The sequence below is a fragment of the Mycobacterium arosiense ATCC BAA-1401 = DSM 45069 genome (assembly GCF_002086125.1).
Classification (GTDB): domain Bacteria; phylum Actinomycetota; class Actinomycetes; order Mycobacteriales; family Mycobacteriaceae; genus Mycobacterium; species Mycobacterium arosiense.
In genome coordinates this window covers 1-12,039 of the sequence record NZ_MVHG01000121.1, presented here as the reverse complement: position 1 = coordinate 12,039, position 12,039 = coordinate 1, and the positions used below count along the sequence as shown (strand labels likewise).

Here is a 12,039-nt window from a genome sequence, read left to right as displayed (position 1 = left end):
CCCCCGGGCCGCCGCGGCGCCCACCCCGGCCCCGGCGCTGGCGCACCTGCGCGGCACCACCCAGAAGGCCAGTCGGATCCGTCAGATTACCGCGAACAAGACCCGCGAATCCCTGCAGGCCACAGCGCAACTCACCCAGACCCACGAGGTCGACATGACCAGGCTGGTCGGGTTGCGGGCCAGGGCCAAGGCGGCGTTCGCCGAGCGCGAGGGCGTGAACCTGACCTTCCTGCCGTTCATCGCCCGCGCGGTGATCGACGCCCTGAAGATCCACCCCAACGTCAACGCGAGCTACAACGAGGACACCAAGGAGATCACCTACTACGACGCCGAGCACCTCGGCTTCGCGGTCGACACCGAACAGGGCCTGCTCTCCCCCGTCGTGCACAACGCCGGCGACCTGTCGCTGGTCGGGCTGGCCCGCGCGATCGCCGACATCGCCGCGCGCGCCAGGTCGGGCAACCTCAAGCCCGACGAACTGTCCGGCGGCACCTTCACGATCACCAACATCGGCAGCCAGGGTGCGTTGTTCGACACCCCGATCCTGGTTCCGCCGCAGGCCGCCATGCTGGGCACCGGCGCCATCGTCAAGCGGCCGCGGGTGATCGTCGACGAGTTCGGCAACGAATCGATCGGCATCCGCTCGATCTGCTACCTGCCGCTGACCTATGACCACCGGCTGATCGACGGCGCCGACGCCGGCCGCTTCCTCACCACCATCAAACACCGTCTCGAAGAGGGCGCGTTCGAGGCCGACCTTGGCTTGTGACGTAAGCCCCTAACGAAGGACAAGCGAACGTGGGTCGCGCTGGCCAACAGGCCGTCATCGCCATTGCGGGTTCGTCCGGCCTGATCGGTTCGGCCCTGGCCGCGGCTTTGCGCGCGGCCGATCACCGGGTGTTGCGCATCGTGCGCCGGGCGCCGGCGAACGCCGATGAGCTGCACTGGAATCCCGAGAGCGGGGATTTGGATCTCGACACGCTGACCGGTGTCGACGCCGTCGTCAACCTGTGCGGCGTCAACATCGGCAATCGGCGGTGGTCCGGCGCCTTCAAGCAGAGCCTGCGCGACAGCCGCATCGCCCCCACCGAGGTGCTGGCGCACGCCGTGGCCGACGCGGGCGTGGCGACCATGGTCAACGCCAGCGCGGTCGGCTTCTACGGCAACACCAAGGACCGCGTCGTCGACGAAAACGACCGTGCGGGAACGGGTTTCCTCGCGCGGCTGTGCGAGGACTGGGAGGCCGCCACGCTGCCCGCCCAATACGGCGGCGCCCGCGTGGTGCTGGCCCGTACCGGGCTGGTCTTCTCCCCCGCCGGCGGCGTGCTTGGCCGGTTGCGGCCGTTGTTCCGCCTCGGGCTGGGCGCCCGGCTGGGCAGCGGACGCCAATACATGTCATGGATCACGCTGGAAGACGAAGTGCGCGCCCTGCTGTTCGCGATCTTCGATCCCGACGTGTCCGGCCCGGTGAACATGACCGGACCCGCGCCGGTCACCAACGCCGAGTTCACCACCGCGTTCGGGCGGGCGGTCGATCGCCCAACCCCGTTGATGGTGCCCGGTTTTGCCATCCGGGCGGCGCTCGGCGAGTTCGCCGACGAGGGCCTGCTGACGGGGCAGCGGGCCATCCCGTCCGCGCTGGAGCGCGCCGGTTTCGTCTTCCATCACAACACCGTGGGCGAGGCCCTCGCCTACGCCACCGCCGGCCGCGACCACGACTAGCGCCACCGGACTGGGTCCGCTGGGCCCGAGCCGAGTACCGTCGCAAACGTGATCGATTCCATCCGGTCCAGTCAGGCCCTGATCGACGTCCGCCCGCTCGGCATCGTCGACTACCGCGCGGCCTGGCAACAGCAACGCGATCTGGCCGACGCCCGGGTGGCCGGCGGCAGCGACACGCTGCTGCTGCTCGAGCACCCCGCGGTCTACACGGCGGGCCGACGCACCGAACCACATGAACGGCCGGTGGACGGCACCCCCGTCATAGACACCGACCGCGGCGGCAAGATCACCTGGCACGGTCCGGGCCAGCTGGTCGGCTATCCGATCATCGGCCTGGCCGAACCGCTCGACGTGGTGAACTACGTGCGACGGCTGGAAGAGGCGTTGCTCAAGGTCTGCGCCGACCTGGGCGTGGACGCCGCCCGGGTCCCGGGCCGGTCCGGGGTGTGGGTGCCCGGCACCGACGGCCGCCCTGACCGCAAGGTTGCCGCAATCGGCGTGCGGGTGTCGCGCGCGACCACCCTGCACGGGTTCGCGCTCAACTGCGACTGCGAGCTGGACGCGTTCGGCGCCATCGTGCCGTGCGGCATCAGCGACGCCGGGGTCACGTCGTTGTCAGCCGAGTTGCGCCGCCCGGTGTCGGTCGAGGATGTGCAGACCGCGGTCGCCGACGCCGTCTGCGACGCCCTGGACGGGGTGCTGCCGGTGCAGGACCACGCGGCGGCCGGGCGCGTAGCATCGGCGCTGTGACTATCGCACCCGAAGGACGCAAACTCCTGCGCCTGGAAGTGCGTAACGCCGAGACCCCGATCGAGCGCAAACCGCCGTGGATCAGGGTGCGGGCCAAGATGGGCCCGGAGTACACCCAGCTCAAAAGCCTGGTCCGGCGCGAGGGGCTGCACACGGTGTGCGAAGAGGCCGGCTGCCCCAACATCTTCGAATGCTGGGAAGACCGCGAGGCCACCTTCCTGATCGGCGGTGACCAGTGCACCCGGCGTTGCGACTTCTGCCAGATCGACACCGGAAAGCCCGCCGCGCTGGATCGCGACGAACCCCGGCGGGTGGCCGACAGCGTGCGCGCGATGGGGCTGCGCTACGCCACGGTCACCGGGGTGGCCCGCGATGACCTGCCCGACGGCGGGGCCTGGTTGTACGCCGAGACGGTGCGCGCCATCAAGGAACTCAACCCATCGACCGGCGTCGAGCTGTTGATCCCCGACTTCAACGGCGAGCCCACCCGGCTGGCCGAGGTGTTCGGATCACGCCCGGAAGTGTTGGCGCACAACGTCGAAACCGTTCCGCGCATCTTCAAGCGGATCAGGCCGGCGTTCACCTACCGGCGCAGCCTCGACGTGCTGACCGCGGCGCGCGAGTCCGGGCTGGTCACCAAGAGCAACCTCATCCTCGGCATGGGCGAGACCCCCGACGAGGTGCGCACCGCGCTGGCCGACCTGCACCAGGCGGGCTGCGACATCATCACCATCACCCAGTACCTGCGCCCGTCGGCGCGTCACCACCCCGTCGAGCGCTGGGTGACGCCGGAGGAATTCGTCGAGTTCGCCCGGCACGCCGAGCAACTGGGCTTCGCCGGGGTGCTGGCCGGGCCGCTGGTGCGCTCGTCCTACCGCGCGGGACGGCTCTACGAACAGGCCGCCCGCAGCCGCGCCTGACCGCTCCGCCGCCCGGTGGCGACGTTTGCCCGTGGCGGCCGTACGTATTCTTTGACTATGGCTAAATCCCGCACCGCCGCGCAGAACAAGGCCGCCCGAGCGGAGGCACAGGCCGCCCGCAAGGCCGCCGCGCGGGAGCGCCGCACCCAGTTGTGGCAGGCGTTCAACATTCAGCGCCAGGAGGACAAGCGCCTGCTGCCGTACATGATCGGCGCCTTCGTGCTGATCGTGGGCATCTCGGTAGCGGTCGGCCTCTGGGCCGGCGGGCTGACGATGATCACCCTGATCCCGTTGGGCGTGGTGCTGGGCGGCCTGGTGGCCTTCATCGTGTTCGGCCGCCGCGCGCAGAAGTCGGTCTACCGCAAGGCCGAGGGCCAAACCGGGGCCGCCGCTTGGGCTTTGGACAACCTGCGTGGCAAGTGGCGGGTGACCCCGGGGGTGGCCGCGACCGGGCACTTCGACGCCGTGCACCGCGTGATCGGCCGGCCCGGCGTCATCCTGGTCGGCGAGGGAGCGCCGACGCGGGTGCGCCCACTGCTCGCGCAGGAGAAGAAGCGCACCGCCCGTCTGATCGGTGACGTGCCGATATACGACGTCATCGTCGGCTCCGGCGAGGACGAAGTGCCACTGGCCAAGCTGGAGCGTCACCTCACCCGGCTGCCGGCCAACATCACCGTCAAGCAGATGGACACGCTGGAGTCGCGGCTGGCCGCACTGGGGTCGCGCGCCGGTGCCGCCGTCATGCCCAAGGGGCCGCTGCCCAACTCCGGCAAGATGCGCGGCGTGCAGCGGACCGTGCGCCGCAAGTAGCGGCGAAGCCGGGCGCCGCGGGTCGCCGCCATCAGGTCAACCGGGTTGCTCGTCGTCTCAGCGGCGCACCACGGCCGTCGCGGTCAGCCGATCCTGCATGCCCCGGCCGTCGAAGTCGGTGAACAGCGCCGGGACGACCGTCCCGACCAGCACTCCCCGCACCACCGCCCGGCCAAGGCCGACCGGGCCGCGTCCGTCGACCGTCACCACCTGCAGGCGCAGCGCCAGCTGGCCGGGGGTGAATCCGAACAAGCGCACAAAGAGCACGCCGAGGCCGAACCAGATCACCAAGACCGCGGTGGCCAGCATCGGTTGCGAGAACAGGCCGAAGCGCATGGCCAACCCGGCCAGCCCGTAAGCGATCAACCAGTCGATCATCAGCGCGCCCAGCCGGCGGCCCATCGGCGCCAGCGACCCCGGCCCGCTTTCCGGCAGCCCCAGCTTTTCCCCCGGATATGCCGATCGCGATTCGGCCATCATCTCAGCGGACCGCGGTCCGAGTGATCCTTCGGAGCGGTTCGGTAGGGAGGGCGGACGGTGCGCCCGGCCACCAGAAAAGATACGATCTTGCGATCCATGGCCCCACAATAGAACCCGCCGCACAAGCGGCCACTTCTAGCGTGTGGCATGGTCACGTAACGTGCGCGCAACATCGGGTTGACTGACGGGCAACATCTGCTCCATAGCGTCAGGCCGCGGATCTCACCAAGTAAAGGAGCACTCTGTGACGGAAACGACGCCCGACGACGTCTTCAAGCTCGCGAAGGACGAAAACGTCGAATTTGTTGACGTCCGGTTCTGTGACCTGCCCGGCATCATGCAGCACTTCACGATTCCGATTTCATTCTTCGACCAGAGCGTTTTTGAGGACGGTTTAGCCTTTGACGGCTCGTCGATTCGCGGATTCCAGTCCATTCACGAATCCGACATGCTGCTCCTGCCCGACCCCGCGACCGCGCAGATCGACCTGTTCCGCGAAGCCAAGACGCTGAACCTCAACTTCTTCGTGCACGACCCCTTCACTCTCGAGCCGTACTCGCGCGACCCCCGCAACATCGCCCGCAAGGCCGAGAACTACCTGATCAGCACCGGCGTGGCCGACACCGCGTACTTCGGCGCCGAGGCGGAGTTCTACATCTTCGACTCGGTGAGCTTCGACTCGCGCACCAACGGCTCGTTCTACGAGATCGACGCGATCGCGGGCTGGTGGAACACCGGGTCGCCCAACGAGCTGGACGGCAGCCCCAACCGCGGGTACAAGGTGCGTCCGAAGGGTGGCTACTTCCCCGTCGCCCCCGTCGACCACTACGTCGACCTGCGCGACAAGATGCTGTCCAACCTGATCACCGCGGGCTTCAGCCTGGAAAAGGGCCACCACGAGGTGGGCACCGGCGGCCAGGCCGAGATCAACTACAAGTTCAACACGCTGCTGCACGCCGCCGACGACATGATGCTCTACAAGTACATCGTCAAGAACACGGCCTGGCAGAACGGCAAAACTGTCACGTTCATGCCCAAGCCGCTGTTCGGCGACAACGGCTCCGGCATGCACACCCACCAGTCGCTGTGGAAAGACGGCAGCCCGCTGATGTACGACGAGACCGGGTATGCCGGCCTGTCGGACACCGCCCGTCACTACATCGGCGGCCTGCTGCACCACGCGCCGTCGCTGCTGGCGTTCACCAACCCCACGGTGAACTCCTACAAGCGGCTGGTGCCCGGCTACGAGGCCCCGATCAACCTGGTCTACAGCCAGCGCAACCGGTCGGCGTGTGTGCGCATCCCGATCACCGGCAACAACCCGAAGGCCAAGCGGCTCGAGTTCCGTTGCCCAGACTCGTCGGGCAACCCGTACCTGGCGTTCTCGGCCATGCTGATGGCCGGCCTGGACGGCATCAAGAACAAGATCGAGCCGCAGGCCCCGGTCGACAAGGACCTCTACGAGCTGCCGCCCGAGGAGGCCGCCAACATCCCGCAGGCGCCCACCCAGCTCTCCGCGGTGATCGACCGCCTGGAAGAAGACCACGAATACCTCACCGAGGGCGGCGTGTTCACGCCCGACCTCATCGAGACGTGGATCAACTTCAAGCGCGAGAACGAGATCCTGCCGGTCCAAATCCGGCCGCACCCTTACGAATTCGCGCTGTACTACGACGTGTAGGCCCAGTTAACCTCCTGACCTGCGGCGACGCCCGCGGCCAGGGCGCGTCGTCCGCAGTTCGTCCGCAGTAGTTTCGGCCGAGTCCATCCGTTCAGCCAGCACAGCTCCGATCGCTGAACGGGTGGACTCGTCGGCATCCGGCCACAGATGGCTGTAGGTGTCGAGCGTCGTCTTGGCCGAGCTGTGTCGCATCCGCGCCTGCACCGTCTTCACGTCGCAGCCCTGAGCGATCAGCAGCGACGCCAAGTAGTGCCGCAAGTCGTGGAAGCTGAAGCCTTCTGGCAGGTCGTCGATCTCGTCACGTACATCTCGGATGGCTCGCTCGATGATCCATGGCCCGCAGCCGGCCGTGCCGGGGCCGTTGGTCACCATCATCTCGGCCGGGTACTTCTGCACCGACGCCGAAAGCATCAGCGCGAGATCCTGCGGAATCGGTATCGGCTGCGAACTGCCCTCAGTCTTGAGCGGCTTGCCCGGCCACTGCTGTTTCGGGTGCACCACTCCCCTGATGAAATCCACGTCGGACACGCGCAACCCAGACACCTCCGCGACCCGAAGTCCGACGAACGCGCCCAGCAGTACGGCAACCTGCAGGTGATCCGGCACCGCGTCGTGCAGTGCCCAAACCTGCTCCGTCGTAGCCACATACACCTTCGGCTTGCCCATCGGCGGCGCGGTGCGGCGCGAGCATGGGTTGCGGCCGAGCACACCATCGTGCACCGCGTCGGCGAGGATCTGCGACAACCGAGAGTGCAGCGCGTAGATGTAGCTGGCTTCCATGCCGTCGGCGCGCAGCCGGGCCGTCCATGCCTTCACCTGCGATGGCCGCACCTGGGTTAGTGGTGTGTCGCCGAACTCGGTGACGATCTGCCTGATATGGGTCCGCGCCGCCCGAACAGTTCCGTCACGGTGCACCTTGTATCCCTCAAGCCAGGTGTCGCACCACTGCTGCACAGTGAGTTTGGCGTCTCGCGGCGCGACGTGGGTTCCCGCGACGATGGTCGCCGTCTGCTTGGTCAGCCATTGCTGTGCGTCGACCTTGCGGGTGAACGACTGGGCGTGTTCGCGGCCCTGTTCATCGACATACCTTGCACGCCAGCGCTTCCCTTTGCCGTCGCTGGCGCTGGGCACAGTCTGCGGGTTGCCGTGTTCGTCGCGGACGGTCTTGTTCCAGCGGTCCTCGACGCCGGCACGCAGGTTACGTTTCTGGGTCATCGTCCGCCTTCCCGGGCGGGTCGACGTCGGGGTGATAGGCATGGATGGCTACCTCCGATGCGCGCTTCAACACTTCGGCGTATGTGGTCGCGTCGACTTCGCTGCGAAGCTCTGTCAAGTCAGGGTGCGCGCGAAGCCTCCCCATGATGGACTCGTTCAGGTCATCACCCCAGTTGTGTTCGAGCCAAGCCTGCGCGGAATTGACGACATGGGCTGCCGCTTGTTTTTGTTCAGTGTCATCGCGTTCAAATGCGATCAGGTGTGCAAGGTCGACCAGGATCGGCGCCAAGCGGGTGGCGAGTCCATCGATTTCCTCAGTCATGCGACCTAACGCCGAGAAGCGCTGTAGGTAGCGGGCGTTGGCCCGAGCATGTTCGGCTCCATCCGAGAGTTGGGCGATACCGATCTTCAGCACGTGGCAGATCCTCACCGCTTCGGCGTATCTGAGCGGCCGATTTCCCGCCTCGATCTTCTGGATGGTCTGCGGGTGTACGTGCTCCCCGTCTGCGCTCATCGCAGCGGCCAGTCCGGCCTGCGAGAGACCCCGCGCGGCCCTATAGGTACCCACGTTCGACCCAACGATCTGGTCGAACTCCTCGGCACTCATGAGAACAGACCATACAACATGATGTTGGCGCTCGCTAGCACTGTTCTGGTAGATTTTGTTTTGTTGGCAGCTATCAACAACATATTAGAAGGAAGGCGCTATGTCTGAGTTCATGGACACACCGGCCGTGGCCGCGCTCACGGGGGTCGACGCCGCTACCTTGCGGTATTGGCGCCACGCCGACACCGGACCAGCCAGTTTTAAGCTGGGCCGCCGCGTCGTCTACCGACGCAGCGAGGTAGAACGATGGATCGCAGAACAAGAGGCCGCCACCCGACGCGGCGGTGCGTCGGCGCCGGCAGGCGCGGCGTGAGCCAGCCGTGGGTGGCGTGAGCCAGCTATCGGTGGCCGACACCGACAAGTGGCGGGCAGACCACGAACGCCGAGCTGCCCGTGCGGCGGTCGATCCCCACTATTACGACATGTGCCCCCGCGGTGTTCGTGAACGCGCACAACAAATCCGGGCCGCAGCGCAGGCTGCAGTCCCGGCGTGACGCAAAACGAAGGGCCGGCACCAGCTAGGTGCCGGCCCAACGATGCAAGTAGTTATCAGCTGCCGTGCGCGTCGTTGTACACGAACACGTCTCCCAGCGTTGACATCTCGTCACTCGACAGGCAATACGGCCGGTCGCAGAGCGCAATCGTGAGTCGACGTATTGCTTCGACCGTGGGCAGTTGCTCCCTGGCCCGCTGCATCCGCCGGTCTGCGTACCGGCGGCGCTTGGTCGCCATCTCGTCTTCTCGTTCTTCGTCGCCACTTTCGCGGTGGACGTGCTTGTCCGTTGGCCGCGCCTCGGCGGCAACTGCCGGCCCAGCTGCGGGCTTGGGTAACTGTGGTAACTGCACCCCGAATAGATCCTCGAACGAAACTGCGGCGGGGACATGGACAGTGGGGGATTCATCTAAAACCGTCATGGCAACAGTATACACAACTGAAAGGCTTACCGAAAAAGCATGAGTACAACAGAAACAGACATCACAAACCAGCCGATTACGGCCGAAGATTTAGCCGGGATCAGCGAGTTATTACACGACACAGTGCGCAACCTATATGGGGCAACAGGGCATCGGGAATTCGCCATACAAGTCGCCAAGAGCGCCGAACGTCGGATCACTAACCCGGGACTGCGATTCCCCCTACTCCTGAACTGCATTGACGACGCGCTAGAAATAGGGCTGCGCCATGACACCCCGTCCGGCTGCGGCTGCGGCCTAGCGGATATGTTTGACCACCTGCTCCCAGCAGGAGCGGTGGAAGATCCCTGGTACGACGGACCGAAAACGTGGGACGCCGCCGACATCTGGCACGAACTCGAGGCGCAGCTCTCCAAACTGCCCGACCTGCCACCACTGCCGCGGGACTTCTACAACCAGACCAGGTACGCGGTGCGCATGGGCCAATACGCATATGCCGCAACGGGAAACAGTGATTTCGCAGTTGCGATAGCGGATGCGTTCCAAACCCGATCGACCAAGAGTTGGAAACCACCGCTATGGCCAGTGATCCGGTCCGCTATTGTCGCCGGCGCAGACCTACACACCCTCATACGGTTCGACGAACTCCGCGCGCTGCTGCGTTACCTCAACCCCGACAAAGACGTCACCGCCGAATGGTCGGAGAATGCGGAGAAACTAGCGCAAGAAACGCGCCACATTGAAATCCTACGCGCATTAGCAGCCGAATTCGACGAAGACGACAAAGACTTCTCCCCATTCTTTCGTCGGCATCTTAACTGGTTCGACAAATATGACGACCTTACACAGAAGCGTGTTGAAGAGTTCATCAAAAAGCTGACGACGAATGCCTCGACCTCGACGACGTAGCCGACGCGCTGAAACGTCACGTCGGCATCCCAGAGTCGATCGTCGACGCGGCCTGCCACGAATTAGCCAATCAGAAAAAAGCCGAGGAACGCCGCCAGAAACTGCTGGGCATCAAGAAGAACTACAGCACCGAGGGGCAGTTTACCGGCCTGATAGCGGGTGTCCGCCGGATGTCGTGGGCGGCGTCGGGTAATAGCAGCGCCCCACCGGCCATCTGGGGTGAAGGCAACGAAGTCCTTTGGGCCGACGGAGAATCCCTGATCATCGAGGCCAGCTACGGGGTCGGAAAAACCACCCTAGCCGGCCTGCTGGTCCGCGGAATGCTTTACGGAGAAGGCGTTCTCGGCTACCCGGTGCGCCCGCTACCGGACGGGCAGCGGATTTTGTACCTCGCCCTGGACCGCCCGGACCAGATCGTGCGATCCATGCTGCGGCAGTTCACGCATGAGCAGCTCGACGAAATAGACAACCGACTCTGCCTCTGGGAAGGCCCGCTGCCAGCCGACGCAGGCGAAAACGAGCACCTGTTCTGCGACCTCGCCGACATACACGAGGCCGACGTCCTCGTCGTCGACAGCGTGAAAGATGCAGCACTGGGCCTATCTGAAGATCGCGCCGCGGCGCTCTACCAACGCGGCCGGCAGCGTCTCTTGCGGTCTGGCCGGAATCTGGTCGAGCTGCATCACTTGACCAAAGGCGGCGACGCCTACGGCAGCATCTGGCTGAACGCCGGTGTCGGCTCGGTGGTTCGTCTGAAGGGCGTCGCGGGCGGACCGACGGCGACGTTGACGCACCTGAAGTCACCGGCCCGCCGGATTGACCCGATCCAGATCGTCCACGACCGCGCCAACGGCGGCATGACCGCGGTGACTCAGGTAGTCGATGAGAGTGCGGAGCCGACGCCCACCGAGGAGACGGCGGCGGCCGGCCTCGCCGACTGGGTTGCCGAGCACGGCGAGGACGGGGTCACGGCAAAGCGATTAGTGGAACACCAGGGCGGTGATGTCAACAGCGAGGCCGCGTTGGTCAAGGCCAAGCGCACGCTCAACGCACTGGTTGGTGACGACGGCCCACTTCGCCGCATCGACGGCAAGGGCCGCGGCAACCCGACGCGCTGGGTGGTGTCCCAGTGACGGATAAACCCGACAAAAAGCCGACACCGAACCATAAGTCTGACAAGGTTTGTCGGCTTTTGACCTGCGGCTTTACAAATCGCAAAACCCGACTGTCGGGTTTATTTTCAACCCATTTACGCAGGTCAAAGCATTTTTTTAGCCGCCTCGCATACATGACCACCCGCGCCCGTGTCCCCCTCTTTAGAGGGGACAGGACACCGGGGCCCGGGTGCCACCCGCCAACAGCCCCAATCGTTTCCGTTCCTGGCCGCCTGACGGCTCGGCCCTTGCGGGCCGGCCTCGGCGGCCTACCGACCCATCAAATCACCAACGAAGCCCAACCTGCTGTGCGCCGTGGACCGCGGATCCTCCGCGGGGCGGCCGCGCCCGACGCGCGTTGGGCAAGCCAGACCAGGCGCTCACGACAGGAGCAGCCGAATGACTAAAACCGACACCGCTCGGCGCGTTGGGATGCCGCCACGGATCGGCGCCAGGGCGGAAGCCCTAACCGATCCGCTGCCATGCGGCCATGACCGCGCCTGCGCCCCGGCGTATTCGACCGCGCAGGGGATGTGGCTGCGTGGCCGCTGCTTGGTGTGTGACGGCGGTGGGCGCTTGTGAACGCCGACGGGCTTGCCGCGCTTATGAGTGCGTGGGTGGCGTCTGTGCAGCGGCTGCCCGAGGCCCAGTGTCTAGGCCGGACCGACCTCGCAGACCTCGAGATCAAATCGCCCCGTGCTGCTATTGACGAGGCGATCGAGGACGTCTGTCTGAACTGCCGGGAGTTGCTGCGCTGCGCTGAATGGCTAGGAGCTTGCTGAATTAGGGGTTTGTGGGGCGGGGCGTCTCGAGCCGTCTCGCGGCGTGTTGGAGTCAGACCCTCGGGTCGACAGAAAAGAGATCGCCCCGCCGGGT

General features: G+C 65.8%; 13 protein-coding genes. 9 read left to right on the top strand and 4 right to left on the bottom strand.

Going from position 1 to position 12,039, the window contains the following annotated elements; all coding sequences use genetic code 11:
* The 5 genes from sucB to BST14_RS26115 form a co-directional block, all read left to right on the top strand.
* Positions 1-769 (top strand): 2-oxoglutarate dehydrogenase, E2 component, dihydrolipoamide succinyltransferase (gene sucB, locus BST14_RS26135; protein WP_083067201.1); only part of this gene is annotated, 769 nt, incomplete at its 5' end.
* A 29-nt stretch (positions 770-798) separates the two neighbouring features.
* On the top strand, positions 799-1,722 hold the full coding sequence (locus BST14_RS26130) for a TIGR01777 family oxidoreductase (RefSeq protein WP_083067200.1): 924 nt from the start codon (positions 799-801) through the stop codon (positions 1,720-1,722).
* 48 nt (positions 1,723-1,770) lie between these two features.
* Positions 1,771-2,472, top strand: coding sequence for a lipoyl(octanoyl) transferase LipB (lipB, locus tag BST14_RS26125; protein WP_083067199.1), 702 nt, complete (start codon positions 1,771-1,773; stop codon positions 2,470-2,472).
* Entirely contained in the window at positions 2,469-3,392 is a 924-nt protein-coding gene (gene lipA, locus BST14_RS26120) for a lipoyl synthase (protein WP_083067198.1), read from the top strand. Before lipB ends, lipA begins: the two co-directional genes overlap by 4 nt.
* 57 nt (positions 3,393-3,449) lie before the next feature.
* The gene (locus BST14_RS26115; RefSeq protein ID WP_083067197.1) at positions 3,450-4,202 is read left to right on the top strand and encodes a DUF4191 domain-containing protein; all 753 of its coding nucleotides are present in this window, start codon (positions 3,450-3,452) and stop codon (positions 4,200-4,202) included.
* 57 nt (positions 4,203-4,259) lie between these two features.
* Here BST14_RS26115 and BST14_RS26110 read toward each other — a convergent pair whose 3' ends face one another.
* A complete protein-coding gene (locus BST14_RS26110) occupies positions 4,260-4,682 on the bottom strand; it encodes an RDD family protein (protein ID WP_083067196.1) in 423 nt (140 codons plus the stop codon).
* 244 nt (positions 4,683-4,926) lie between these two features.
* Here BST14_RS26110 and glnA point away from each other — a divergent pair, with 244 nt between their 5' ends.
* Complete coding sequence (gene glnA, locus BST14_RS26105; RefSeq protein WP_083067195.1) at positions 4,927-6,363, top strand: type I glutamate--ammonia ligase; 1,437 nt, start codon at positions 4,927-4,929, stop codon at positions 6,361-6,363.
* A 6-nt stretch (positions 6,364-6,369) separates the two neighbouring features.
* Here glnA and BST14_RS26100 read toward each other — a convergent pair whose 3' ends face one another.
* The gene (locus BST14_RS26100; RefSeq protein ID WP_083067194.1) at positions 6,370-7,578 is read right to left on the bottom strand and encodes a tyrosine-type recombinase/integrase; all 1,209 of its coding nucleotides are present in this window, start codon (positions 7,576-7,578) and stop codon (positions 6,370-6,372) included.
* Entirely contained in the window at positions 7,562-8,185 is a 624-nt protein-coding gene (locus BST14_RS26095; RefSeq protein WP_083067193.1) for a helix-turn-helix domain-containing protein, read from the bottom strand. The genes BST14_RS26100 and BST14_RS26095 overlap by 17 nt, the downstream gene beginning before the upstream one ends.
* Positions 8,186-8,285: 100 nt before the next feature.
* Between BST14_RS26095 and BST14_RS26090 the strand changes: the two genes are divergently transcribed.
* Positions 8,286-8,498, top strand: a complete 213-nt coding sequence (locus tag BST14_RS26090) for a helix-turn-helix transcriptional regulator (RefSeq protein ID WP_083067192.1) — start codon at positions 8,286-8,288, stop codon at positions 8,496-8,498.
* A 236-nt stretch (positions 8,499-8,734) separates the two neighbouring features.
* On the opposite strand, the gene BST14_RS26085 is transcribed toward BST14_RS26090, so the two are convergent.
* Entirely contained in the window at positions 8,735-9,100 is a 366-nt protein-coding gene (locus BST14_RS26085; RefSeq protein WP_083067191.1) for a hypothetical protein, read from the bottom strand.
* 39 nt (positions 9,101-9,139) lie between these two features.
* On the opposite strand from BST14_RS26085, the gene BST14_RS26080 reads away from it, so the two are divergent.
* On the top strand, positions 9,140-10,009 hold the full coding sequence (locus BST14_RS26080; protein WP_142279620.1) for a hypothetical protein: 870 nt from the start codon (positions 9,140-9,142) through the stop codon (positions 10,007-10,009).
* A gap of 170 nt (positions 10,010-10,179) precedes the next feature.
* Positions 10,180-11,142, top strand: coding sequence for an AAA family ATPase (locus tag BST14_RS26075; protein ID WP_083067189.1), 963 nt, complete (start codon positions 10,180-10,182; stop codon positions 11,140-11,142).
* The last annotated feature ends 897 nt before the right edge of the window (positions 11,143-12,039 follow it).

Coding starts and splice junctions, on each gene's coding strand:
- BST14_RS26115 (WP_083067197.1), top strand. CDS start 3,450: ATGGCTAAATCCCGCACCGCCGCGCAGAACAAGGCCGCCCGAGCGGAG.
- BST14_RS26085 (WP_083067191.1), bottom strand. CDS start 9,100: ATGACGGTTTTAGATGAATCCCCCACTGTCCATGTCCCCGCCGCAGTT.
- BST14_RS26110 (WP_083067196.1), bottom strand. CDS start 4,682: ATGATGGCCGAATCGCGATCGGCATATCCGGGGGAAAAGCTGGGGCTG.
- BST14_RS26100 (WP_083067194.1), bottom strand. CDS start 7,578: ATGACCCAGAAACGTAACCTGCGTGCCGGCGTCGAGGACCGCTGGAAC.
- BST14_RS26075 (WP_083067189.1), top strand. CDS start 10,180: ATGTCGTGGGCGGCGTCGGGTAATAGCAGCGCCCCACCGGCCATCTGG.
- BST14_RS26095 (WP_083067193.1), bottom strand. CDS start 8,185: ATGAGTGCCGAGGAGTTCGACCAGATCGTTGGGTCGAACGTGGGTACC.
- BST14_RS26090 (WP_083067192.1), top strand. CDS start 8,286: ATGTCTGAGTTCATGGACACACCGGCCGTGGCCGCGCTCACGGGGGTC.
- BST14_RS26080 (WP_142279620.1), top strand. CDS start 9,140: ATGAGTACAACAGAAACAGACATCACAAACCAGCCGATTACGGCCGAA.